The following is a 23,202-nucleotide window of genomic DNA, read 5'->3' as shown; positions in this document are numbered from 1 at the left end:
GGTTGTTCCTGTGTCACCGGCGGACCGTCTGCGGCCCGTGGCGCAGGCCCTGCCGGTGTTGCCGTCGTACCCCTCGCTGCGGTGGGCACGGCCCTTTTTGCGTTTCACGGCCTCTGCGGCGAGTCGCGAACTCCGGCGGGGCGGGGATCGCTTTGCTGTCTGCGTGGACACAAGGAACCTCATGGAGTACCCGGACGAACTCGCCGACCTGCTGCGGGAACGGTTCGGCCCGAAGAACGACCGCAACCAGCCCACGCGGTACACGGCGGCCGTCTACATGACTCGCGCAATGGCCGGCCTCCTCTCCGAAGAGGACTTCGCGACCTTCCTCCAGTCCGCGCTCCGCGCCGATGCTGCCGGCCAGTGCCCGGACGCCAACTGGCCCTTCCCTCGGTCGTTCACGGACCGCTTCGCCCGCGAACTGCGGACCCACCTGGGACCGCTTGAGGAAGCGGAAGGCCGCCAGGAGGCATGGCACATCATGTTCGCCCTGCACGGCATCCTGGCCCCGGATCTGGTCGGCCCGTTCATCCGATGCGCACACGATGCCTGGGAGAACACCGTCGAACTCACCCAGCGAATGCCAGCGGCGCGGGCATAAGCGGCGGAAACAATAGTTTCCAAGTCGTTCGACCACCTCGAACGAGGGGTGCCCGCCCTGACGAAAGTTGCTGTCGTGTAGGCCAGCCCCGCCGCACCGGCAAACACCGCCGGACGCCCCGACCTCGACCACGGGGAACTGCCCGCAACATGGGCGCCCTGCTCAGGATCGCCCGCCACACCAAGAAGGCCCGTACGCCCTGCCGATGCGGGGCGTACGGGCCTTCTTGCGTTTCAGGAACTCAGGCCGGTTGCTGCACTTGCTGGGGCAGTTCCTGGAGCAGCGCGCTGTAGGCCTCAGGGTGCTGCTCGCGCAGAATCCTCAGCCACACGCGAGCACCGTCAGCGAACACTGCCGGTTCCATCTTCAAGTGCAGGTGGGTAACCATCGAGAGGGCATCGTCGTACGGCAGCTGGCCCGGCTGTTCGGCCTCGGGCTGCGCCGCGCTCTCAGAGGCCTGAGGCTCCTGGGTATTAACGGCGTTAACGGTTGCCGGTGTGGAGGAGCCTGCCGGCGCCCCGCCCTCGGGGGTATTAACGGCGTTAACGGTTGAGGCCTCGCTTGTCTGCTCCACCGCAGGCTTGCGCCGCTGGCGAGGGGCTTTCGCGGCCTCGATGGCCTTCTTCGCCTCGCCCGCCTGCTGCGCCTTGGGGAGCCGGCCGATCCGGCGAGCCGGTTCCACCTTCAACTCACCCTTCTCCACCTGTTCCTGGAGATCGGGGGTGAGCTCCAAGAGGGCCAGACGCTGAGACACCCAAGGCGGTGTCTTCCCCAGTCTCCGGGCCACCTCGCCCTGCGACCCGTGTACCTTCACGAGATCCTGGATGGCCTTCGCCTGGTCCAGGGGAGCCACATCCTCGCGGTGGATGTTGGCGATCAGCGCGGACTCCAGGAGGTCCGCCGCGCTTGCTGCGAGGTCGTCATTGACGTCGATCCGCAGCTCTTCGAGGCCGGCCAGACGAGCGGCAGCCAGACGCCGGTTGCCGTCGATGACGACGTACTCGGCTTCAGCGAGCGCCTCTTCCTGCCCGGGATGCGCTGTCAGGAAGGCAGCTCGCCGCGCCACAGTGACCGGCTGGATCTGCCCCTTGGCTCGCAACGAGTCCGCGGTCTCTTCGAGGTTGGTGAGTTCTTCACGCGGGTTGAACGGGTTATGCGCCAGCAGTGCCAGCTTCACCGAGGCCGGGGGCCTCTTGCCTTCCCCGTTCATGATCTGTGAGCGAGTCCGGACGCGACGCGGTCCTTCCTGTTCTCCGCCCGGCCCGTTCTCATCAATGCTGAAGCCGCGCGTGACCCGCTGCTGGCCGTCCTTCTTGTTGGTGTTCCTCATACCGCCAGTTCCTTCGCCAGGTCGCGCATCGCCTGCGCATGTTCGCTGTCCGGTGCGTACTCAAGCAGCGGAATCTCGCCGTCAGCGGCCTCGCGGCCTTCCTTCAGGTCACCGATCACCGCCAGAACAGGCGGGGAACTGCTCTTCTCCCACTCATCCTTGTTCTCCTTCACGAGCTTGCCGCGCCGGCTGTCGTACGCGTTGATGATCAGGCCCAGGTAGTCGACCTGGATCCGACCCTTCTTGCACAAGTCGTCCTTCTGAGACTTCAGCAGGCGGAAGGCACGGTGGGACGCCTTGTTGGCCCAGACCGGGGTGATGACGCCTGATCGGTCCGCGAGTTCACCTTCGCGGCGGCGCACGTAGTACAGGGCGGTGTCCATGTTCAGACCGAGGCTGGGCGGGCCGTCGATGATGATGACGTCGTAGTCCTCTTCCAATGGTTCTAGAGCGCGTTCCAGGGCGGCCTCGCTGAAGCTCACCTTGGACAGGGCGACGTCCCGCAGGAACGCGTCGTCGGACGCAGGAAGCAGATGCAGCCGCTCACCGAAGCGCTTCTGGTCCAAGGCGACCAGCAGGTCGTGGATGTCGCCCTTCGCGGTGCCGTCCATGTGCATCATCAGCGTCTCGACATCGTCCTCATACATGAGGTCTTCGAAGCCGAGCTCGGCAGTGAGGTGCCCTTGAGGGTCGTAGTCAATGATCAGGACGCGATGGCCGGCCTCCGCGAGAGCCTGAGCAATGCCGGAGGAGATGAATGTCTTGCCGACGCCGCCCTTCTGGTTGGCCACTATGACCCGCACGACCGGCTGCGAAACCAATGGGGTCGTAGGGGAGGGATGGTTGTCGAGCCACAGAGTCAACGCCTGCGCGAGCCCCTGCACGTAGGTGATGCCGCGCTCCGAGCAGGCGGCCTTGAACTCGTCAGGGCCCCCGACCGGGAGGAACGTCCCCCAGGTTTTGGCTCCCTCTGTGTCGACTTCGGGGACATCATCGGCTTCGTACCAGGCCCTAATGGCGTGCTCGGTCGCGTCCTGGATGTCCATTCCGTGCTCAAAGGCGCGGATCTTCAGGTGTCTGCGCAGCTTCGGAGCGAGAGCCGTAATTAGCTTCTCTCGTTCTCCTCTGGGGCTCGGGATGCTCATGCGGCCGAACTTTACTAGGTACGCCGCGCGCTGAGAGGGAAGCTAGCTCACGCATCACCTGTTGAGGCTCGCGGAGGGGACGCACCGCTGGGGGATCGAGGAACCGCCAGCGACAGGTGCACACCCGAATTGACGCTGCTGCAGAGCGTGTTGACGCAGCCCTCCCAACTCCAGACTCCAGCGACAGGGGAGGGTGTGCTGGTTGGTGGTGGAGTTGCCTGGTGCGGGACGGCGCGGTGGGTGTGGCATAGGTGGCTGCCTGTCCGCAGTATTCGCACGACGTCGCCAGTCGTTCTCATAGCGGGCTCACATCGCCTCGCTCCATTGCTAGGGAGCGTCGCTCGCTGCTGGGACAGCGGCGCCACGGCGGGCGTCACGGAAAGGCACTGGTGACGGTCGTCCGCCCCCACTGCCGGTGCGGCGCCAAAAATCTCAGCGCCTCAATCGGCGCACGCATACCGTCATGGACCATGAGACAAGACCCGTGGGCCGAGCTCGCCCGCTCACTGGAAGGCCTGCGAGCCGCGTTCGACGACAGCTACGGAGCGAGCCACGGCTTCCTGCCTGGCTCCCCAGCGAGCGGAGAGTGCCAGCGAGACACGCTGGCCGGTTCCTGGGGCGCTCACCCGGTACGCGATGCCAACATCACCCCGCTGTCATCCGTGTTCGTCATGCTCGATCACCTGGACAGCCTGGCAACCTTGTTCAGGTCACCCGGAGGGATCACGGCCTCGCACACTATCGCCCGAGCCGCCCTCGACATCGCGATCGGCCCGTGGTTCCTTCTTGAGCCCGAGATCGGTGAACGGGAACGTGTGCGCCGCTACATGAACCTCCGGCTGCAGAGCCTCAAAGAGCAGACGCAGCTTGAGAACGGGACTGAGACCACAGCCATCCGGGACCACGCCAAGGACCGTATCCGCTTGATCCTCGAAGCCGCCCGAGCGCACCACTTCGAGGTGCGGGGGGAACGGGACAAGTACAACCCGCCATTTCTTGGCGAGCGGATGCCCCGCACAACCTCCCTCGCAGCGCAGATCATCGCACCGGAAGTACCAGTTCTCGGACCGCTCTTCTGGCGACTCGGCTCGGCTGTGACACACGGCCAGCAGCACGGCATCACCATGTTCTTCGAGAGCACCGACCAACTTGTGGATCCCGCGCACGGCGACGCTGCGGTACGGATGCAAGCAAGCTCCAAAGACACAGCCCTGCGGTGCGGGGGAGCACCACTGGCTGCAATCGCCGTCTTCCAGCGCCTGTTCGCCCAATACGGCTGGGACACGGACAGACTCGACACAGCAGTGTCGGACCTCATCAGGACGTGGCAGTCCGTTTCAGGTGTCCAGACACCTCGGGTACCTGCCACATTTCTCCAGGGATAGGGCTTTGTACGTCAGCGCGGCGGCTGCCGTCCACGGCTGACGTGGCGGCCCGCCTGGCGGGCGCCACGGTAAAGACTTCGTGATGGCCTCCCGCCCGGCGGGAAGGACCCCGAATCGCGCTTTTTCGCAGGTCACCGCCGGGTTTCCATGGGTCGATGATCAGCAAAGCGGAGGTTCGCCCGGGTGACGGGTGGCGCTATCTCTTCCGCGGCGTGATGGTCGGCGACGGCCACCGCCCTTCGGGCAAGTCGCTGCGCGCCGCCCAGGACGAAGCCGGTGTCCCGCCCGGGATTTGGAAGGGCAGGGGCCTGGCCGCGGTCGGCCTCACGGCCGGGGATGTGGTGACCGAGCGGCAGGCCGAACTGCTCCTGGGGGAAGGCCGGCACCCGGACGCCGACCGGATTGAGCGCGAGCTCCTGGCGGAGGGCAAGAGCCCAGCGCAGGCCCGGCGGGCGACCGTGCTGGGCAGACCCATCGAGCACAACCGCTCGCCCAAGACCGACAAGGCCAAGAAGCGCACCCCCTGGCTGGGCTTCGATCTGACGTTCCGGCCCCCGCCGACGGCGCACATCGCGTGGGCGCTGGGTGACTACGAGACCCGCGCGGTGCTGGAGCTGTGCCAGGACATCGCCCGGGACAAGACGCTGGCATGGCTGGAGGACTCGGTCGCACAGATCCGCTGGAAAGGCGGCGGCAAGAACCGCGCCCGGGTCAAGGACGGATTGATCATCGCGGTCTTCCGGCACTACGAGTCCAGAGCTGCCGAGTCGAAGCCCCTTCTGCACGATCACGCGGTGGTGTCGATCCGCGCCCGGCGTCCGGACGCCAAGGGGACGTGGGGCAACCTTTCGGCGGACTCGATGCTGGCCCACATCGTCGCGGCCGACACCCTTTACACCCTCTTCTTCATGGAGGAGGTGTCCGCCCGGCTCGGGTGGGCGTGGGAGCCGCGCGAGGTGACGCCCGGCCGCCGGCCTGTGATGGAGATCGCGGGCATCGATCAGCGGCTCATCGGCTGGCAGTCGACCCGCCGCCAGCAGATCGAGGACGCGCTGCCTGTCCTTACGGCCAAGTACGAAGAGAAGCACGGGCACGCGCCGGGGGAGCGGGCCGCCTACGCGCTGGGCTGCCAGGCCGCCGACCAGACGCGCCCGCCCAAGCGCACGGAACTGCTGTCGCTGACCGAGCTGCGCGAGCGATGGCGCGACTCAGCGATCCGGGCGTTCGGCGCATGCACCGTCTACCGGCTCGCCCAGCGAGCGCGAGCGGCGGCCGCGGCGGTGTGGGCGCGAGTGCGGCCGGTGGTCGACGTGGCCCTGGCCGCCGTTGACGCCGTCGCCGTGGTGTACGTGATGCGCGGCGCGTTCAAGCGCCACCACCTGCTTGCCGAAGTCCGACGCCACCTCTCCTACGTCCTGCGCGGACGACCCCACCAGCCCGGCCTGGACGAACAGATCGTGCAAGCGGTCGTCGAGGACTACACCCGCCCGGCCGGACAACGGATGATGACCGCCGACCTGCGCGCCCTGTACCCGCGCGACATCGAGGACCAGGCCGTGCTGCGCCCGCTGACCCGCAAGCGCACCGCGCCCCCGTACGAGCGGGCCCGCCTCGCCGCTGGTGCCCTGGCCGCCCGGGTCAACGCAGCGCGGCGTGCGGAGCGCCCGGGCTCCCGCCCCCGGCCGTACGCCGTCGCGGTGCCCGCCGCCTCGAGGTCGCACCCGCGGCCGTTCCAGACCGGCCGGAAGGACGGCCGCCTCCTGGAGCCGGAGACCGGCGTCGACGTCGACACGGTGGAGCAGTCCCGCCGGACCTTCGAGGCCGCCGCGAAGTTGGCCGCCACGATCCAGGACAGCAAGCGGGCACGCGAAGTCGCCCGCGGCCTCCGTCCGCAGCCCGCCCCGGCGCCGGCCCCGTCGCCGCACACCCAGCAGCCCGATGCCCAGCACACACCGGGCCGGACCACAGGAGGAGTCAAGTGAGCACCCCGGAAGAACTGCCCAACCCAGAGGACGCACTCGCCCGCGCCCACGCGGCCCGCGCGAGGATGGCCGCCGCGCTCGACGAGGACCAGGAGCCCGAGCCCGATGAGCCCCTGGGGTGGCAGCCGGTCTGGAAGCGGCCCCGGAAGCCGAAGTCGAAGGCGGAGAAGAAGCGGGAGCTGCGCAAGCAACGGCGACGGCTCCAGGACGCCGGGAAGCGCCGCCTCGCCGCCGGGCAGTCGCGCCGGCCCCGCCCCCGGCAGAACCGGATCGGCAACGCGGCCGCGCGCCGCGATGCCCGCGCTCTGTCCCGGGTGCGGCACTCCAACGCCTGGCTGTGGTGACGATGCCGGGCATCGTCCACCGAGTGGAGCGCACGATGTTCAGCATCCAGTGGCGATGCACGACATCGGGTGGAGCCCATCGAGTGGAGTCCACCCGATGGGCTCCATCGAGTGGACTCCACCCTGGTGCGCACCGGATGACGATGGACGCCACTCTGGTGCGCACCTCGATGTCCGCGACCGCACCCGGTGCGCACCACCGACGACGCCCGGCACTCTCGCGCGTGCCCGGTGCGCCGCATCCGATGTCACGCACCGCATCGGTGCGCGCGCCGCCGACGGACCCCTTGACCAGGTTTCGGAGGGCGCGCGTCGTTCCTAGACCAGGTTCGCTACCGGCACGTTTCCCCTTGTCAGCCCCGGTCCTGGCCGCCGATCAGGTCGCGGCCAAGGGGGTGTGTGATATGGGAGCCCGCCCGTGGCGCGTGCCCGGTGCGGTGCGGCGGGACCGATGGCGCGCACCAATGTGCGGAGGTGCGCGCGGCGCGGCGCGGTGCACCGTCCGGCGATAGTGCGCACCCGATGCGCGCGGTGCGCACCACCGTCATCGGGTGGTGCGCACTACGCGGAGGTGTGGCGCACCGGGTGCGCACCAGCCGGTGCGGGGTGCGCATCGAGGGCCTGGCCCACGCCGACGGCCTCCAGCTGCCGCAGGACATCGGCGACGTCCTCGTGGTCCTCGGTGAAGAACTGCACGACGAAGTCGATGACCGCGCGAGCGACACCCTCCGCCGTGTCCGGCCCGGCCTGCGCCCAGATGCGCAGGGAGGACACGAAGACGCGTCCGAGGGCCTCCAAGGCGAAGGAGTCGTCGACCGGCTCCGGGTCGATGCCGTGCATTGCGCGGATCGCCGTGACCGGGACGACGATCCGCGTCGCGACGTCGACGAGCAGTTCGGGCATCTGCGGTTCGGCGCCGGCGAACTCGCGGGCGGCTTCGACGTCGTCGGCCTGGACGGCCCGGAGGTAGTTGAAGGCGCTGATGGCCGCGTGCGGGGTCATCGGGGCGAGCGGCATGGTGGTGGTCTCGGGCATGGGGGGCTCCTCATGTACGGGCCGTCTCGCTGATCGCGACGGCCTCAAGACGCGACGGTTGACGGGGCGGCGGGGTGCCGCGCCGCGATGAGCGCTACGCGGCTGTGTTGCCCACCGGGTAGGCCGCAGTCGATGCGGCCCGCGCGTCCAGGAGCAGCTGGCCCCTCGCGCACGACTCGTAGGTGTTCAGGGCGTCGGCGATGTCGTCGTGCTCTTCGCAGAGGATCGCCGTGACGAAGTCGATGATCGTCTGGGCGATGCCCTGCGCGGCGTCCGGTCCGGCCTGCTGCCAGATGCGCAGGGCGCTCAGGAAGACGTTCCCGAGGGTCTCCAGGGTGAAGGAGTCCCATGTCGGCGCGTCGTCGTCCGGGCCGGGCAGAGCGGTGCCCGCGACGACGATCCCTTCGGCGATGCCTGCGAGGAACGCGGACATCTGCGGTTCGGCGGTGACGAGCTTGGCGGCCGTCTGGGCGTCGCCGGCCTGGACCGCCCGGAGGTAGCTGAAGGCACTCGCCACTGTGTCCTTGGTCAGCGGGATGAACGGTGCATCGGCGGGGGTTTGGGGCATGGGGAACTCCTCACGGACGGGCCGCCTCGCTGATCGCGGCAGCCTCAAGATCGAGTCTCGGAGCGTTGCCCTGTGGACAGAGTCCGGCGCCGACGGGGGAGAGATCTCCGCCCGCCGTTGCGGTCGCTGCTCAATCGTTGGCGATACGCCGCAAGGCACTGGCCAACTACGTCGCAACGCCAGTCCGCGACGATCACGGCTCGGTAACGGCGCCAGGTGGAGTGTCACACCGTCGGCTTTCGCCACACCTCTAGCAAGTGACGGCGGGATTCTGTCCGGAGTCCCGCGCCACTGCGTGAGGAGCCTCGTCATGACGTACACCAGCAGCGCCCGGCAGCCCGAACCCGAGCCGTGCTCAACTTGGACAAGGGGTGCTGAGCGGCCTCCGGGCGGCCCGGAATCCAGTGCCGCGTCCAGTGCCGCGAACGATTCCAACGTCGTTCCCATCACCGCAGCTCACACCGCCCGCCAGGGTGCCTCCCGGCATGCCGACACCTCTCTCCCTTCCCCTGAGACGTCGGCGAAGGGGAAGAAGTCCACTCCCACGGCCGGGAAGGTGCGGGCCGATGCGCTGCGGTTGCTGGGGTGCGTGCGGATAGCGACGGTGCAGCAGATGGCTCAGGTGATCACGAAGGAGGAGTCGGACGGCCGGTCGTACGTGCGCAGGGCGATGGTGGAACTGGCGGAGCTCGGACTGGCGGAGACGAACGGCAAGGTGGGCAAGCACCAGATCTGGAACCTGACGGTGGCGGGGCAGAAGGCTCTGGCCGAAGGCAATGAGCTGCCGCTGCGCCCGAAGGCCGGCACCGGAGCGAAGGCCGTTCGAGCCCGGCTCGGTCCGCACGGTGTCGCGGTGACGGAGATGATCCTCGCCTACACCGACACGGTCCTGTCCGGCGACCGCGAGTGCCTGACCGACTGGCAGGTGGAGGTGAACCACGCCATCAGGGAGACCGGCCTGAGCTTCAACACCGACGCTGTCCTCGCCGTGCCGACCAAGACCAGCGAGGTGCGCCTCTTCGAGCTCGACAACGGCACCATGTCCCAGGCCCGGCTCGCCAAGGAGGTCTGGGACTACGAGCGCTACGCCGGACACCGCGTCTGGGAAGGAGCGCGCGGCACCAACGGCCGCACGTTCCCGTTCTGGCAGCGCCACCGCTATACCCGCTCCGAGTGCTTCCCTCGGCTGCACGTCGTCCTGGCGGGCATGGAGGAGCACCTGCTCGACAACCGCCGTCAGGCGCTCACCGCCGACGTGAAGGGCATCACCGTCGCGGTGTGGGTGAACACCCTGCCCCGGCTGCAGCGCGGCGAGCCCTGGTACGAGATCGGTGTCGACGATCCGGACCGGCGCCGCGAGCGCTATCCCGAGCCCGCCGGCCGCTGACGCCGCAGGTGACGCCGGGAGCGCCCCTGCGGCGAAGGGGGCTGCCCGGCGTCCGGCCCGGCGGGCGGAACGGGCACCGAAGTCCCCGTGCCACCGCGCGGGACGACCGGGCTCCAGGCACGCACTGCGCCCCGGCCCCGGCGTACCAAGGAGACGTCGGCGCAACCACCAGCTGAGGAGACCCGTGAGTATCAGGCGCAGCAGGCAGGACAAGCACCAGGACATCGCGGCCGCGGCTGCCTGGCAGTACGGCCCAGGCGCCTACATGTGGAACGCGCTGGCCCGGCTGCGCAGTACGCACCGCGATCCTGTCGTCGGTCTCGAGCCGTTCGTCCCGCCGGCGGGCGTCCTGTCCTTCGTCCAGGCACCGGACATCGTCCTCGCGTCGCGGATACAGCTGACCGGGACGCAGACCACCAGCGACCTGCACGACATGATCTCCACCGCCACGCGCGGCATCAGCTGGGACGCCCGGACCCTCGGCCCCGACGTCGCCCTGGACATCATGGTGGGCAGGCGCCACGACCTCGCCCTGCACAAGGACCACCTGACCGGCCTCACCCGGCTCCTGCTGGACGCCGCCGACACCATCGGCACGCCGGGAACTGTCCGCTCGGGCCGCTGCTTCCACTGCGGCGGGACCGGGAACGCCCGCCCGCTGTGGGGGGCGGAGGCCGGGCACGCCTGAGCGACACAGCCGACCGCAGACCTCGCCCGTTCGAGGGAAACGGCGGCTTGTGGCTTCGGCCGGTGCGGCTACGCCGGTTAGCATCCTGCCCGGCTAGTGCGTACTGCCGATCACCGCCCGCTTCCGGAGCCACGCCGCCGGACGCGGGGGTCAAGGTCCTGCGGGGCCCGCTCCTTCCCGTTCTGCGTTCCGTCGTGTCCACGGCAGTCGTACGAGCCGGTGTCGGGGGCGTGGCCCGGACCGGCCAAGGAGTACGTCATGCCGAAGAACCAGTCCACCGCCGCGCAGTCCGCACGCAGGGCGAGCCGGAGCGGGGCCAAGTACACCAAGGCCCTGCGCCGCGCGGGGGCCGGCGATGCGCCGCACGCACCTCATGTCCTGCGGTTCCTGGCGGAGCGCTCGGGCAACCTGTACTACCTGGTCGGCGGGATCGCGGCGGCCTGGGCGTACAACGGACAGCGGGTGCTGCTCCTCGAGGAAGCCGAGGACTACTGGCGCTTGAGCATGAGCGGCGCGCGTCGCAGCCGGGGCCGCCGCAAGAAGGAGATCGAGCCGGCCACCCCGCCGGAGCCGACGACCAGCACGCTGTGGGCCTCGCCGGACGGCCCCGGCCTCCTGACCCGCCACACCTGCATGTGGCAGGTCCGCCACTCCGCACAGGAGAGTGACCGCGGCTTGCCCCGCACCGACCGCAGCCCGCTCGCGGCGGCGGTGGCCGATGCCATCGACGCCTACGACGTGGTCGTCCTCGTGCCGAAGTACTGGTCCTACCCCGACCGGGAGATCGCGACGGCGCACGTCGTTCTCGGTGAGATCGACATCTTCCCGGACACCGACTGCAGGACCGTGCTCCCTGGCCCCGGAGGTGAAGAGAAGGGCGTCCCGCTGAGCCCCGAGCAGAGCGCGGCGGTTCTGCGCGAGCGCTGTCTGGGCTTCCTCTTCGGATCCCCGCACCTCCCCATCGCCCTGGACGGGGTGATCTGGCAGTCGAACTGGGAGTTGCCCGTCGACGCGGACTACCTGGCGGGCGTCGACCGGGACATGAACCGCGCTGGACTGCGCCCCTTGGGCTGGTCGCTCGCCGGGCGTCGGCCCCTCCCGCACAAGCAGCTGCCCGAACCCGACCAACTGCAGGACCCCAACTTCGTCCTCCGGTACCAGTCCATCGCGGGGCGCCTGCGTATGGCGCTGGACGCCCGTCCCGTCGGCAGGAACTGACCCGGGAGGGCTGGCCCGCGCCGCGACGCGTGGGTCAGCCCTCCGAGGTTCTCCGGCCACATCCGCCCAGGCGCCAACGAGCACGCGACGGGTCAACGGCGGCGCCCGACTGTGCCGCGGACGAGGACATAGGGAGTCACGCAGAAGGCACCGATGTTGCAGGCGACGAGCATGGTGAGGAACAGCCAGTAGGTGAAGCCGTGGCCGTCGGAAGCGGCGGCGAGGGACCCGTAGGTGAGGCTGATGAAGATGCCGGTGATGGCGAGCCCGGCAGCCCAGCCCAGCGCGCTCATGCCGAAGCCGAGACCGATGAAGGACCAGAACAGGGCGGGACCGGCAAGGACGGCGATGGCCAGGAACAGCGGCGCGGTGATGTCCCGGTCGCCGATGAAGTCCATGAGCTGAGGGACGGAGATGAAGGTCCATAAGCCGGTGAAGGCGAGACCGATGACGAGGGCGACGATCGTGATCACACGGTTGGCGCGGCTGGCGGAGGCGGCGTTCGCGGCGTCGGTCATGAGGCAGTGGACTCCTTCGACTACAGCGGGCGAGGTGATCGGATCCATCCCGGTATAGCCGACGCCGACCACAAGGGGGCGTGCTTCCACGCAAGGCGTCTGGGACCCGACCATGAAGCCGACCACGCTGGTCCGCACCCAATCTGCTGCGCCTGGGGCGGGCGTGTCCGAAGTGACAGGACGTGCCACGCACAGCGGTCCCTCGACGTGTGGTCACGGGTTCAGGCAGCCAGGACATCCCACAAGTCGCGTACGGCGCGCTCGTGGTGGTGCTGGGCGGGGATCGCCTCGTACAGGTCCAGGGCGCGGCGGCGGACCAGGCCGGTGCGGTAGTCCGGGGGCAGTCCGGTCAGGGCGGCGACCGTACGGCGGCATGCCTGCTCGGTGTCGCCGTCGTGGTGGGACCACGCCGCCGCGTCGATGTTCAGCAGGGTGCGCGTCATGGTGCTGGTCGGCGCGGACAGCTCCAGGGCGCGCTCCTGGCTGACGTGGGCGAGGCGGGTGTCCCCGAGCGTGGTGAACGCGTGGCTGAGGTGGACGTGGTGCTTCTGCTCGCCGTACGTCAGCCACGTGTCCGACCGCTCGGACTCAGGGAGCTGGTCCATGAGGGCGTCGGCGGCCTCGAGCGCGGCGCGGGCCTGCTCGCTCTGGTGGTTGAGGGCGTAGGCCCGGGCGGCGACCGCGGCCGCCAGCGTCGCCGCGGCGGTCGGCCGGTGCCCGGCAACGTGACGGGCCCGTTCGGCGAGGTCGGCTGCCGCCTTCGGGGCGCCGTAGTTGAGCGGAACCATCGCCTCGCGGGCGAGGACCCAGGCGTGCAGCTGGTCGTCGCCGGATTCGGCGGCGGCCCGGGCGGCGGTGGCGAACCAGGCGCGGGACTCCCGGCGGCTGCCCAGGTCGTGTAAGACGATCGCGGTCATCCCGGCCATCTGCCCGGCCGTACGGCACAGCCGCGCCCGTACCGGGGCGGACTGCGGGACGGTGAGCAGCGGGCGCAGGGTCGTGAAGTCGGTGACCAGGTCGGCCAGGACGCGGGTGGGCTGCTGTCCGTGGTAGCCGTACCCATAACTTTCGGCAGCGGCCTCCAGGTCGGCCAAATCCTGGGGCATGTCGGGGGAGAGGGTCTGGTCGACGTCGGCCCGGGCGGCGGTGAGGGCGGCGAGGGCCGGAGCGGTGAGGCCAGCGGCCAGCGCGCCGCGCAGCAGGTTGCGGCGTTTCATCGGGTCATCTCCATGCTGGGACTCCGTGCTGAGGACAGCGGTGTCCTCCCAGGGTTGCGCAGCAACCTTCAGGAGGGCACCGGGAATGCGCAGTCCGCCGGCGATGTCCTGGGAAGCCCGGCCGGCCTCGCCGCCGAAGCGACCGTGTGCGCCCAGCTGCTGCAGACCGTGGCCCGCGGCGACAACCTGACCCTCGAAGACCAACTGCGGCACTGGTCCGAGGAACTCCGCCGCCGCTGACGAATCAGCCCGCCCAGCCGATGTCACGGACCTCGATCGCGCCGGCGTGCGGCAGGTACTGGATCCAGCAGCGCCGTCCGAACGCCTCCCGGATCTCCTCCACGGAGCCCGGGTCACGGACATCGGGCCAGGCCTGCGGATCCATCCGCGCGACCTCCACAAGCGCCATCACCTCCCGCCGGGCCTGGTCGTCCGGCAGCTGCGCCATGACCTCCACCGCGAGCTCCTCCACCACCACGCCGTACCGCATCCCGCACCCCCCCCCGTGTGATCGACTCGGGCAGCAGCGTACGAAGGAACGGCCGACTGTGTTCGGGCCTGTGGATAACCCGTGTTCGTGCTCCTTCTCTTTCACCTCCACCAAAGCGGAGAGCTTTGAGAGCAGCGGCTCAAGCCAGTGCTGGGGGCCTGGTAATTGGGAACCTGCGGGCGGGGAAGTGCGCTACTTTCGTGCCGCATGGAAGACACCTCCCAGCTGCGCCAGGCCGTCCTTACCTGGCTTGAGCAGGCGCGCAACCTGTCCTATGAACCCCGGGCCATCACCGATGTAGCGCTTGCGGCGCTGCCGGAATGGGAAGCCCTGAGCAATGCGGTGGTCTGGGCGGCGTCGATATCGGATCACCGTGATCTCTACGGCAAGGTCGACGGCGACTGGCTGCCGCGGTGGTCCTCACTTCTGAGCGCATCGGGATTGGGCGACGCAACCCGTCTTGTCGCCCAGGGGGTGAAGGTGCCGGTGGAAGACGTTGCGGACAGCTTCGTCGCGTTCTGCACAGCGCCTGCGCCAGCCATGGAGAACTGGCTGCTCCTGAGTGGCGACCTCCCCGAGGGGGCACGGATCGAGCTGGGCCGCTACACACTGCAGGCCTTCACAGCCGAGGAACTCCGGCAGTTGGGCCCTATGCCCGCCCTCTACGGCCTCAAGCCGGGCGGGCTCGACCTCAAGCTCTTGGCCGGGGCACCGTTCATTCACGCCCCGGACCCTGACCGTGCCTCCGACCGCAGTGGCGGGCGCTGGTTCGACTTCACCGGCCCGCGGCCCGAAGCCCAGCACTGGAGGGCTCTGCTGCCGCTGATTCTGTGGAGCCCTGAACTTCTGCACGTGGACGCGGTGTTCGACGTCGCACGCGGTCGTGACTTCGACCTGCACCCAAACCGCGTGCCCACTACCTTCCAGATCTACGAGGACCGCCATGGGAGGCAGGAGGAGGTCGAAGTTCGCGAGTGGGGCGGCTTCTACATCACCCCGGCTGAGATCCCGCGATTGCGGGCCTTCTGCACCGCCGTGACAGCAAAGATCGATGCCGTCATGGTCGGAGCCGTCAGCAGTCGGAAGGTGCCCAAGCAGCGGGCTCGGCGCCTGGAGCGAGCTGCCCGGCACCTGCTGCAGGCCTATCAGCGCACCCGCAGCGACTACAGCGTGTGGGAGCAAGAGGCTGACGAGCTGCATCTGGACTACGTCATTGCGCTGGAGGCCCTAATGGCCAGCCCTAACGACGATCATGCTGAAGGCATCAGTGAGAGAATCCGGTCCCGCGCATCCGCCATGTTCCCCACCCCGGCCCTGCGTGACCGCGTCGAAATCAGGGTGCAGACGGCGTACCGCGCCCGCTCCAGGTACGTACACGGAGACGTGCTCAAAGACCAGGACGAGAGCGAAAAGCTGACCGACCTTCACAATCTCAGACTTCTCGTGCGGCAGATCGTCCTGCGCTGGCTCGTCCTCACTCCCAATGACCATGAAGACCTCGCACCGCGCCTGGACGCCGCGGCCGACGGCACCGACCGCGAACACACCATCGACGAGCCCTTGCGAGCTTTCTTCAGCACAACACCGCCACAGGACAGCGAGTATGAATAGTTGAGGGCAGGAAGTAGCGCATGCCTTACGGTCGGGGCGACCATGGGCCCGGCCGTGCCGCATCCAGCCCCGACCACGGCTGGTCAGTGCGGTGCATGGTGCGTTCACCCCGCCGAGTGCGGTCCAATGCATAGCAACCCTCGACGAGGTGCTGGCGGTGCTGACTGAACTGCGCAGCGATCTGGAAACCCACGCCTGGCAGCCCGATGAGTACGAGCACGACCTGGCGACAGCGATGCTTGCGGAAGGCGGGGCCAGCGCCCACGCCGTACGCGTCGGGCTGCGCGCGGCCGGCCCCGCGGTCTCCCACGGGCGGCTCGCACCGGTCGCAGCGCGGTGCGATCCTGGACTCCCCGACCCGTGCCGCGTCGCAGGACGGACGCGAACTGCGGCTCGCCCTGGACGACGTCCTGGACCTGGTCGTGCGCGCGACCGGCTCCAGATCGTGGGCACCGGATCGCAGGGCGACACCGTGACCAGCCCGCCTGCCCGCCGCTCCACCTCATAAGGCCCGGTGTTGCGCTAGGTGTTGCGGTAGAGGTTGCGCCCAAGTGTTGCGGTAGATGTTGCGGTAGATGTTGCGCGAGCCTCCACAGGGCCCCGAAGTCCGCCCAGGTCACCACGGGTGTACGAGCGTGGTCGGGGTGCTGACATCCCCGTTGCGACCCCCTTCGACCATGCCCTGGCTGGAGTTGAGGATGAGGGAGGGGCGGGATGGGCGGCGCGGACGCAGCCGGGGATCGGGGCGCGCTCTTCGTGTTGCGCGTCGGCGGGGCCTCCGCGCCCGGCCGACGTCAGCGCGGCGGTGACGTCAGGCGGGGAACGTCGGCAGGGGAGAGGTCAGGGCGCGCACGGTGCCAGCGGGTGGGATGCCGCCACCGGCCGGAGGCGTCGCGGGCGACGTCGACGCCGACTTCCACCACCAGCTCGGGTTCCACCAGCGTGACGTTCAGCTTCTCCTGACTGCCCCACCCGGCGGAGAACGACCAGCCTGTCCACGGATGACCGCGCCGCCCCGCAGCGAGCAGGCTGGCGACCGCCGCACCTGCCGCTTGGGCGAGGGTGGTGGTGCGGCTGACGTACTGTAGGCGTCCGTGGTCGTCGTACCTGCCGAGCAGCAGCGTGCGGGGAACGGCCAGAGAGCCGGTGATCGCGCCGACGATCGCCTCGGTGGTCTCGCGGACCTTGTATTTCTGCCAGCCCCTCGCCGACGGGCGGTAGGCGTCGTCCAGCCTCTTGAAGACCACTCCCTCCATCCCGACCGACGCCCAAGTCAGCCACTCGCGCACGACATCGGCCTCGGTAGTCGACGGGCACAGCGTCCAGGGCGCCGACAACCTCCGCGCGGCGAACATCGACTCCAGCGCGGCCCTGCGTCGCCGGTACGGCCACCTGGTGGTGTCCGTCCCGGACAGCCGCAGCAGATCGAACGCGACGAAGTGGGCCGGCCACTCCTGCGCCGCCCGGGCCGCACCGGCACCGCGCCGGGCAAGCCGGTTCTGCAACCGCTCGAACGCGAGGCGGCCCGCGGCATCCCATACGACCAGCTCGCCGTCCAGCGCGGTCGCATCCGGTAGTTGCACGGCCCCGGCCACGATCTCCGGAAACGAGGCCGCCATCTCGGTGCCGCGCCTGGAGCGCAGCACCACCCGGCCCGCATCGACGGAGACCAGGGCCCGGTACCCGTCCCACTTCGGCTCGCCCGCCCAGCCCGGCCGTAGCGCAGGCACGGGCACGGGGGTAGCCAGCATCGGCTCCGGCAGCGTCCACGTCACGCCCCATGCCTTCCACTCAGGCCATCGGCCGCCCGGGTGACTGGTGACCGGACCGGTCTTGGTCGGGCCCGTGGACGGGCGTGAGGGGAACCTCGACGATGCTGCCCCTTACGGCGTGCCGGGCCGGGTCGCGCAGGCCCGGCGAGCGTGCCGCTGGCCGCCTGAGTGGCGGCCCCATCCCCGCACGGCGATGGCGTGTGAGGGTTTCTTAGCCCAGTGGTGACGTTGGTGATGCGATACCGGGGCACATGAATCCGGCACGGTCCGTACGGGTGTCCGGCAGGAGGGGCCAGTGGCCGGTCATGAGGTCTATGCAGCCAGCGCATTGTCGGTGGTGGCCGCGATGCTGTTCGTGCGCTGGTGCCTGACGGGCCGAAGTGGAAGGCCGCGCACTGCTGCGGTACCCCGCTGGAGGGCGCTGAGGGAGGTCCGGCGCACGGGCTCCACCGTGGCTCAGGCTGAGCAACGCCTGCCGACGGATGCGCCATGCGCTCAGAGGGTGGTGCAGGAGGCTGAAGACCTCGTGCACGGCTACTGGCGCCGGCTCAGTCCCCTCTACCTGTCCAAGCGCGACCACCATCAGCACTGAGCCGCATCGGGCAGCGCATGGCCGGTACAGCGGAATGCGTCGTTGAGCATCCCCCGGGGCCCCGGCACGACTGCGGCGTCACGCGCTTTGCGACCGCCAGCAACGCCCCCGGATCGGAGCAGGGGGAACGATGCCGCGAACCTGATGTACACCAGACTCATGAAGACCCAAGAAGCGTTCTGCGTGCGATGTGGCAGCGCAGACACCCGAGTTACCCGCCTCGACCAGACCAGCGCGGAAGGCACCTGCTTCCGCTGCGACAAGCCCTTCCACGCCACACCGTGCCAGGGCTGCGGAGGCTTCCGCATCGACGGCTCCTTCGGCGTCTCCGGCACGCGATTCGAGAACCTCCCCGAGAGCGTGAAGTGCTGGGACTGCGGTCACCGCAACCCGCTGCGCGACCCCGGCCCGGAGTAGGCAGCCGCCGGCACGCTCATTGCCCCCGTTGGCTGTAGGTGTCGTCGTAGGGGCGCTCACCGTGGCGGTTCAGACCTTCGTCGTCCACCAGCCCGATGCCCTGCCCGAGGTGCATTCCCGGATGGCGATCGAAGAGGAGACACGGATGGACTCCCCTCTCCCCTACAGCCCAGTTGCAGGTGCCCGGTTGATGGATCTGCCGGGCACCCGGGACTCCGGCCCGCCAGGACATCCACATGTCCTGATCACACATGCCCTCATCACTGATCCCGATCTCCGCCGCGTGAGCATCCTCATGGCCTGGCTCCAGCGTGCACACCAGGGTGGAGCGCACTTCCGGGGTGAGCATCTCGTCGTAACAGGTCGCGAAGTGGTCGTTGCGCCCTCGAGGGCACCGCTCCGGAGAGTGCGGCGGGTCGATGGTCATCTCTTCCCAGAACAGGGACATGCCAGGTGTCTCCTGCACGTACGCGGTCTCACGGGGAAGGAGCCGCAGCCGCGCGGCACAGAACCTGCGGTCGGGGGCTACCTCGGTGCCTGTAGCGGCCTGCGTCGTCATACCGGGCCAACGACACGGGCCGCCGTACCGCACGCCACCGTTCGGGTGGAGGGCGGGAGCTGGTCGCGGCCGCATCGAGAATTCTTGAGACCGGGCAGCCCCATGCCCCACCCGGTCTGTCGGATCTGTAGAGCGTTGGAATGAGATCCCACCGGATAGCCTGTGGCCTCGGCCATGATGCACGGCCGAGGCCACAGGATGGTGACGACATTAACTGCCAGTGATCGTCACCTTGACGCTGACTTCGCCGTCATTGTCGCCGAGACAGCGGTCCTGGTCGTTGATGCGGAGGAAAAGCTCCCCGCTCGAGTGGGCCTCGAAGACGCCATCTTCGAGTCGGCCATCTTGTTCATGGAAGGTCACCGGGGATGGAGTTCCAGTGCTGGACGGGGAGCTTCCGACGGCGCCCACGAGTGAGCCATACGGGGCACTACCGACGAGCTTGCAACCCGGGAGGATGACGCTTTCTGCATCGTGGTTGTAGCCCTGGGGCCCGATGCGGCCGAGGTCTGGCGCGAGGTCAGTGTCAACCGTCCAGTTCCCGGAGACGTAGGTGATCGTCGCCTTCTGCCCCTCTGTCAGGTGCAGCCCAGTGCTCTGCCAGCCGTGAGTTGAGCTGATCGTGGTGGTCGCACCAAGCCTTTCGTGCAGCTTGGTCGCTGAGTACGTGCTGGAGTAGCCGCCTGTGTACTTCGTGTGCCCGCATTCCGCATTTGCGGTAAAGGCGGGTCCGGGCTCGATCTCGTTTGCCGAGACAAGGTATGTGAACTCTCGTCTTACGGCGCAGTTGCGCATTGCGCGAGCCCACTCCTTGGGCGTGACACCGGGGGTCTTGCGCTTCGTGTTCACAGGCGCTGCGCAGACAGGGTCGACGGTCCCTGGGCTTCCCCAGCAGTACGACTGCACGCGATCTTTCAGCTCAGGCGGCACGTAGTCCTTACGGGGGCCCAGGACGTACGCCGCAATGCCGACGGCTTTCGGTCCCTCTGACTGGCCCGCTGGCCTGCGCGCTGCGTCGTGACGACTGTCGAACATCGGATCTCCGAAGAGCAGCACTTCATCGATCCGACCGTAGTACGGCTTGAGTGCTGGCTCAGCACCCTGAATCGCCGCGTACTGCAACGCGTCGCCAAGTACCCACGCTCCCTCGGAGTACCCGGCAAGGATGAAGCGCTGGTTTGGGCACTCTCTGGCTTGCGCAGCGATTTGGGCAGCGGCCGCCGCAGCACCCTCCTTCTCGGTCGTGACGATGTCTGCAGGCAGGTATTCCTTAGGCTCCGCGCCCCCCTCGGCCTGGTCGACCAGGTCCAGTACCTTGTCGTCCAGGAATGCCTTGGCGAACTTTGACGGGTTGTAATCCACCCATCCGATCGAGAGGTTGCCCGATCCACCAAGGGTCGCCGGTCCCTCTGCCTCCCGGAGAGTGTCGCGGATTTGCGGGATTGCAGCGCTCCTCAGGAAGTGCACTGACTTGTCTTTGATGTCGGGGACGCCGCCGAAGGCGAACTCTTGAAGGGTGCCGGGAACAGCGCCAGCGACCTTCGGTCCGACGACGCCGCGGACTCCGATGAGGGCCCAAGGCGTGCATTGCAGCAGGGTGTCAGTGCCGGGGATCGCCTTAGTCGCCTGGGAAGCATCGGGGGGCTCAGGCACGACCTTCGGGGCGAAGGCGCTTTGAGTGAGCACCACGGATGCTGCGATGAAGGTCGTCAGACCAGCTCTGGTCATTCGGTGCCCCAAGGGCTTGGGACGTGCTGCCCGTATTCGTGGCACGGTGCCACCCGCTCCGGGAGCGGAACGGCGAGCCGATATTCGGCGCATACCATCCTCTTTCGGTGGATTGGCTCCCCCACTAGACCGTGACGTTAGGCAGCCTCTGGCGGGCAAGGCCCCTGCTGTTACACCGGATGGGCGATTCATCAGCGCACTCCAGTGGAATTCACAGCGTGCTGTTACACGCGTTGAGCTTCGGCCCGGCCGTCAGTCGCTGGCCTGAGACACGAGAGTGGGACACGCTCCGCGTTACGCCCTTGGCTCGCTCAAATCCCCGCCCACGGCTTCAGGCCGAAGACCTTCGGCGAGTGACTGCGGCCCTGTTTTCGGCGCTATTGAGGGGCTTCTTGCGCTGGACGATTCCGCGCCGACTGCCACGGCATGAAGAAGGGGCCAGCCGCAGGAAGTCACGGCCAGCCCCTAAACGCCCGCCTCTACATCCATCCAACGCCCAACTCCCGCAGGGCGTCCAACTGTTCTTGGGTGAGCTTATCCCGCCTCGATCTTGTGTTCGAAATCCATACTCCCAGCTTCACGACCACCGGCTCTGCTTCGCCGTCGATCGCGATCTCTTCGTTGTGCCCCCTTGGCACCGGCCGGTCGGCGCCTTCCCGCTCCACCCACTGCGCGAGGGCTGCCAGGCCCCGCTGGAACGCCTGCCGAGCTTTGCTCGGGCCGTTCGCGCGAGCAGCCGCTGGGGCGGGAGACGGGGCCTCAGCCTTGATACCCAGCGCGGTCAGCCGCTCGCGCTGCTCGGTCGACAACTGCGCCCAGGTACCCGGGTTCTTCTGCCGCTGAAGCCACTTGCCCAGGTCGTCGCCGTCGAACAGCACTCCGGGTTCGATGGCCGGCAGGTGGCCGTCGGCGTCGACGAGGTCCGCGAGGACGCGGTAGTGCCGTTGCCAGTCCAGCGGCCACGGACAGTCCCAGTCCGGGTCGATCGCGGCCAGCTGCTTGGCGCGCTGTGCCGCCCGCTCCGGGTCCTTGCCCAGGCCGCCCTTCCGGCGCAGATTCGCGAGATGCTGCCCGACCGGCACCATCGCCTCGCCCTCGCCCCACACCGCGTCCTGACGCGGAGCGAGGTGCCCCATGGCCCGCCGGTAGGACCGGAGCGCGGCGAGCTTGTTCTCCCACGCCTCCTCGCCCGGCTCCCACACCATCCCCGCCTCCGGGGCGTCCAACAGGGTCTTACGCCGCTCCTCCAACTCCCCGGCCCGCAGCGCCTTCCTCTGCTGGTGGACCCAGCGGCCAAGCGGAAAGTCCTTCGTGACCCCCACTTCCACCTCGACGTCGTAGGGAACGGCGTAGAGGCCGGTGATCTCGTTCTCCTTCCGCCAGCGCAGCAGGGCCTGGTAGCCCTCCAGCCACACCAGGGACTCAGGCCGGTAGACCCGGGTGCGCAGGAACGCCGCGATGGTCGCCGCGTCGCGCGGACTGGAGAAGTGGAGCAGGGCGGCTTCGGCGGCGGCCTGCGTGTCGTCGTCCTCCTGGTCCTCGCCGTCGCTCGCGCCGCCGGCCCCGACGATCTGCCCGTCCTCGTCTCGCCGGACGTGGACCTTGCGCTTGCCGCTCGTGAGCGCCCGGGAAGCGAGCTGTTCGACCAGACGTTCGTCATGCGAACGCAGGCCCTGGAGAACCGCCACAAGGGGGCGGAACGAGGCGCTGGCGACCATGTCCTGCGGGTCCTCGCCGGGCTCCAGGAACACCGGCACGATGATCCTGGCGACCTTGGTGGAGCCGTCCTTGTTGAGCCTCAGCGCGCGGCCGATGTTCTGCACGATCTCCACCTGGGAGCCGCGGGTGTCGGCGAAGCAGACGGCCTCGACTCCCCGTTCGCCGGTGATGTCGACGCCTTCCCCGAGCACGCGAACGCTGGCGAGGAAGGCGCGGTGGACCCGGCGGCCGGCCGCGTCGATGCCGCCTGCGAACTGCCGCAGCACCTCGCGCCGTTCGGACACGAGGTGGTCGCCGCACAGCCACGCCGACCAGACCCGGTCCGGGGGTACGTGGCGGCCGGCCTCGAGTTCGTAGAACTCCGCGTCGATCGAGGACTTCGGCAGCTTGTCCGCAGCGGCCAGGTCCTCATCCGAGGCGTCGTTCATATACAGCTCCGCGGCCGTCTCGGGCATCTTCTCTGCGAACGCGGCGGCTTCCTCGACCTTCTGGTGGAACGTCATGACCGTACGCAGGTTGTACGCGGCAGCGTGCTCCAGGAGAGCGGTCTGCAGGAGCGCCAGGCGCCGGCCCCGCCGCGCCTCCTCCGACTCCCCGAGAACGGGCGAGGGGTCGCGGATCTCCAGGACGTCGATCTCGAAGCCGGCGAGGATTTCGCGCTCGATCGCCTCGCTCAGGCCAAGCTCTGCGAGCCATGCGCCGTAGGTGCCCTCCGGGTCGTCGGCCATGGTCGCGATCTCCGCCTCCTGGCCGTCCGCGCCCTTCTGCGGCCGGGCCGCGGCGAGGATGCGCGGGGTGGCGGTGTGAGCGGGCGCGGTGGTGGCATTGGGTGGGTGTCAGCGGGAGGGGGTGCTGGGTGCCTGGTTATGGGGGTAGTTGCGGGCAGGTCCGCTGTC

21 protein-coding genes are annotated in these 23,202 nt (G+C 68.9%); 10 read left to right on the top strand and 11 right to left on the bottom strand.

Going from position 1 to position 23,202, the window contains the following annotated elements:
* Positions 1–163: 163 nt before the first annotated feature.
* Entirely contained in the window at positions 164–601 is a 438-nt protein-coding gene (locus tag ABZ281_RS05070; RefSeq protein WP_356652213.1) for a hypothetical protein, read from the top strand.
* Between the two features lie 241 nt (positions 602–842).
* On the opposite strand, the gene ABZ281_RS05065 is transcribed toward ABZ281_RS05070, so the two are convergent.
* Positions 843–1,931: a ParB/RepB/Spo0J family partition protein gene (locus ABZ281_RS05065; protein ID WP_356652211.1), complete on the bottom strand. Its 1,089-nt coding sequence runs from the start codon at positions 1,929–1,931 to the stop codon at positions 843–845.
* Entirely contained in the window at positions 1,928–3,076 is a 1,149-nt protein-coding gene (locus ABZ281_RS05060; RefSeq protein ID WP_356652210.1) for a ParA family protein, read from the bottom strand. The genes ABZ281_RS05065 and ABZ281_RS05060 overlap by 4 nt, the downstream gene beginning before the upstream one ends.
* A 470-nt stretch (positions 3,077–3,546) precedes the next feature.
* Between ABZ281_RS05060 and ABZ281_RS05055 the strand changes: the two genes are divergently transcribed.
* The 3 genes from ABZ281_RS05055 (at position 3,547) to ABZ281_RS05045 (ending at position 6,787) form a co-directional block, all read left to right on the top strand.
* Positions 3,547–4,461 carry a hypothetical protein gene (locus ABZ281_RS05055; RefSeq protein ID WP_356652208.1) on the top strand — a complete coding sequence of 305 codons (915 nt, stop codon included), beginning with the start codon at positions 3,547–3,549 and terminating at the stop codon, positions 4,459–4,461.
* Between the two features lie 155 nt (positions 4,462–4,616).
* Positions 4,617–6,443 (top strand): MobF family relaxase, encoded by a 1,827-nt coding sequence (gene mobF / locus ABZ281_RS05050; protein ID WP_356652206.1) that lies wholly within the window; start codon positions 4,617–4,619, stop codon positions 6,441–6,443.
* Positions 6,440–6,787: a hypothetical protein gene (locus ABZ281_RS05045; RefSeq protein WP_356652203.1), complete on the top strand. Its 348-nt coding sequence runs from the start codon at positions 6,440–6,442 to the stop codon at positions 6,785–6,787. The genes mobF and ABZ281_RS05045 overlap by 4 nt, the downstream gene beginning before the upstream one ends.
* Before the next feature lie 561 nt (positions 6,788–7,348).
* Here ABZ281_RS05045 and ABZ281_RS05040 read toward each other — a convergent pair.
* Positions 7,349–7,822, bottom strand: a complete 474-nt coding sequence (locus tag ABZ281_RS05040; RefSeq protein WP_356652201.1) for a hypothetical protein — start codon at positions 7,820–7,822, stop codon at positions 7,349–7,351.
* A gap of 94 nt (positions 7,823–7,916) precedes the next feature.
* Positions 7,917–8,390: a hypothetical protein gene (locus tag ABZ281_RS05035; RefSeq protein ID WP_356652199.1), complete on the bottom strand. Its 474-nt coding sequence runs from the start codon at positions 8,388–8,390 to the stop codon at positions 7,917–7,919.
* On the opposite strand from ABZ281_RS05035, the gene ABZ281_RS05030 reads away from it, so the two are divergent.
* The 3 genes from ABZ281_RS05030 (at position 8,359) to ABZ281_RS05020 (ending at position 11,683) form a co-directional block, all read left to right on the top strand.
* Entirely contained in the window at positions 8,359–9,777 is a 1,419-nt protein-coding gene (locus ABZ281_RS05030; RefSeq protein WP_356652197.1) for a replication-relaxation family protein, read from the top strand. The two genes, ABZ281_RS05035 and ABZ281_RS05030, sit on opposite strands and share 32 nt — an antisense overlap.
* Positions 9,778–9,961: 184 nt before the next feature.
* Positions 9,962–10,465 (top strand): hypothetical protein, encoded by a 504-nt coding sequence (locus ABZ281_RS05025; protein ID WP_356652195.1) that lies wholly within the window; start codon positions 9,962–9,964, stop codon positions 10,463–10,465.
* A gap of 258 nt (positions 10,466–10,723) precedes the next feature.
* Entirely contained in the window at positions 10,724–11,683 is a 960-nt protein-coding gene (locus tag ABZ281_RS05020; protein ID WP_356652193.1) for a hypothetical protein, read from the top strand.
* Between the two features lie 92 nt (positions 11,684–11,775).
* On the opposite strand, the gene ABZ281_RS05015 is transcribed toward ABZ281_RS05020, so the two are convergent.
* Both ABZ281_RS05015 and ABZ281_RS05010 read right to left on the bottom strand, forming a co-directional pair.
* Entirely contained in the window at positions 11,776–12,201 is a 426-nt protein-coding gene (locus tag ABZ281_RS05015; protein WP_356652191.1) for a hypothetical protein, read from the bottom strand.
* Positions 12,202–12,422: 221 nt separating this feature from the next.
* Positions 12,423–13,418, bottom strand: coding sequence for a hypothetical protein (locus ABZ281_RS05010; protein WP_356652189.1), 996 nt, complete (start codon positions 13,416–13,418; stop codon positions 12,423–12,425).
* A gap of 54 nt (positions 13,419–13,472) precedes the next feature.
* Between ABZ281_RS05010 and ABZ281_RS05005 the strand changes: the two genes are divergently transcribed.
* Entirely contained in the window at positions 13,473–13,658 is a 186-nt protein-coding gene (locus ABZ281_RS05005) for a hypothetical protein (RefSeq protein ID WP_356652187.1), read from the top strand.
* 4 nt (positions 13,659–13,662) lie between these two features.
* Here the strand turns inward: ABZ281_RS05005 and ABZ281_RS05000 are convergent, their stop codons facing one another.
* Positions 13,663–13,908: a hypothetical protein gene (locus ABZ281_RS05000; protein WP_356652185.1), complete on the bottom strand. Its 246-nt coding sequence runs from the start codon at positions 13,906–13,908 to the stop codon at positions 13,663–13,665.
* Between the two features lie 207 nt (positions 13,909–14,115).
* Between ABZ281_RS05000 and ABZ281_RS04995 the strand changes: the two genes are divergently transcribed.
* Entirely contained in the window at positions 14,116–15,519 is a 1,404-nt protein-coding gene (locus ABZ281_RS04995; RefSeq protein WP_356652183.1) for a hypothetical protein, read from the top strand.
* 794 nt (positions 15,520–16,313) lie between these two features.
* On the opposite strand, the gene ABZ281_RS04990 is transcribed toward ABZ281_RS04995, so the two are convergent.
* Positions 16,314–17,270, bottom strand: a complete 957-nt coding sequence (locus ABZ281_RS04990; RefSeq protein ID WP_356652215.1) for an ATP-dependent DNA ligase — start codon at positions 17,268–17,270, stop codon at positions 16,314–16,316.
* 772 nt (positions 17,271–18,042) lie between these two features.
* Between ABZ281_RS04990 and ABZ281_RS04985 the strand changes: the two genes are divergently transcribed.
* A complete protein-coding gene (locus tag ABZ281_RS04985; protein ID WP_356652181.1) occupies positions 18,043–18,300 on the top strand; it encodes a hypothetical protein in 258 nt (85 codons plus the stop codon).
* 16 nt (positions 18,301–18,316) lie between these two features.
* Here the strand turns inward: ABZ281_RS04985 and ABZ281_RS04980 are convergent, their stop codons facing one another.
* The 3 genes from ABZ281_RS04980 to ABZ281_RS04970 form a co-directional block, all read right to left on the bottom strand.
* Positions 18,317–18,748: a hypothetical protein gene (locus ABZ281_RS04980; protein ID WP_356652179.1), complete on the bottom strand. Its 432-nt coding sequence runs from the start codon at positions 18,746–18,748 to the stop codon at positions 18,317–18,319.
* A gap of 321 nt (positions 18,749–19,069) precedes the next feature.
* A complete protein-coding gene (locus tag ABZ281_RS04975) occupies positions 19,070–20,548 on the bottom strand; it encodes a cutinase family protein (protein ID WP_356652177.1) in 1,479 nt (492 codons plus the stop codon).
* A 518-nt stretch (positions 20,549–21,066) separates the two neighbouring features.
* A complete protein-coding gene (locus tag ABZ281_RS04970) occupies positions 21,067–23,034 on the bottom strand; it encodes a Helicase associated domain protein (protein ID WP_356652175.1) in 1,968 nt (655 codons plus the stop codon).
* Positions 23,035–23,202: the final 168 nt, after the last annotated feature.

Origin of the sequence: Streptomyces sp. NPDC006265 (genome assembly GCF_040613555.1) — a bacterium.
Taxonomy (GTDB): Bacteria; Actinomycetota; Actinomycetes; order Streptomycetales; family Streptomycetaceae; genus Streptomyces.
The sequence above is the reverse complement of the archived record's forward strand: the minus strand, read 5'-3'. Positions and strand labels throughout refer to the sequence as shown.

Bases quoted from the DNA above. Each gene is read 5' to 3' on its own strand.
- ABZ281_RS05065 (WP_356652211.1), bottom strand. From the start codon at position 1,931: ATGAGGAACACCAACAAGAAGGACGGCCAGCAGCGGGTCACGCGCGGC.
- ABZ281_RS05060 (WP_356652210.1), bottom strand. From the start codon at position 3,076: ATGAGCATCCCGAGCCCCAGAGGAGAACGAGAGAAGCTAATTACGGCT.
- ABZ281_RS05055 (WP_356652208.1), top strand. From the start codon at position 3,547: ATGAGACAAGACCCGTGGGCCGAGCTCGCCCGCTCACTGGAAGGCCTG.
- mobF (WP_356652206.1), top strand. From the start codon at position 4,617: ATGATCAGCAAAGCGGAGGTTCGCCCGGGTGACGGGTGGCGCTATCTC.
- ABZ281_RS05040 (WP_356652201.1), bottom strand. From the start codon at position 7,822: ATGCCCGAGACCACCACCATGCCGCTCGCCCCGATGACCCCGCACGCG.
- ABZ281_RS05030 (WP_356652197.1), top strand. From the start codon at position 8,359: ATGAACGGTGCATCGGCGGGGGTTTGGGGCATGGGGAACTCCTCACGG.
- ABZ281_RS05035 (WP_356652199.1), bottom strand. From the start codon at position 8,390: ATGCCCCAAACCCCCGCCGATGCACCGTTCATCCCGCTGACCAAGGAC.
- ABZ281_RS05020 (WP_356652193.1), top strand. From the start codon at position 10,724: ATGCCGAAGAACCAGTCCACCGCCGCGCAGTCCGCACGCAGGGCGAGC.
- ABZ281_RS05015 (WP_356652191.1), bottom strand. From the start codon at position 12,201: ATGACCGACGCCGCGAACGCCGCCTCCGCCAGCCGCGCCAACCGTGTG.
- ABZ281_RS05010 (WP_356652189.1), bottom strand. From the start codon at position 13,418: ATGAAACGCCGCAACCTGCTGCGCGGCGCGCTGGCCGCTGGCCTCACC.
- ABZ281_RS05000 (WP_356652185.1), bottom strand. From the start codon at position 13,908: ATGCGGTACGGCGTGGTGGTGGAGGAGCTCGCGGTGGAGGTCATGGCG.
- ABZ281_RS04995 (WP_356652183.1), top strand. From the start codon at position 14,116: ATGGAAGACACCTCCCAGCTGCGCCAGGCCGTCCTTACCTGGCTTGAG.
- ABZ281_RS04990 (WP_356652215.1), bottom strand. From the start codon at position 17,270: ATGCTGGCTACCCCCGTGCCCGTGCCTGCGCTACGGCCGGGCTGGGCG.
- ABZ281_RS04985 (WP_356652181.1), top strand. From the start codon at position 18,043: ATGAAGACCCAAGAAGCGTTCTGCGTGCGATGTGGCAGCGCAGACACC.
- ABZ281_RS04980 (WP_356652179.1), bottom strand. From the start codon at position 18,748: ATGTCCCTGTTCTGGGAAGAGATGACCATCGACCCGCCGCACTCTCCG.
- ABZ281_RS04970 (WP_356652175.1), bottom strand. From the start codon at position 23,034: ATGGCCGACGACCCGGAGGGCACCTACGGCGCATGGCTCGCAGAGCTT.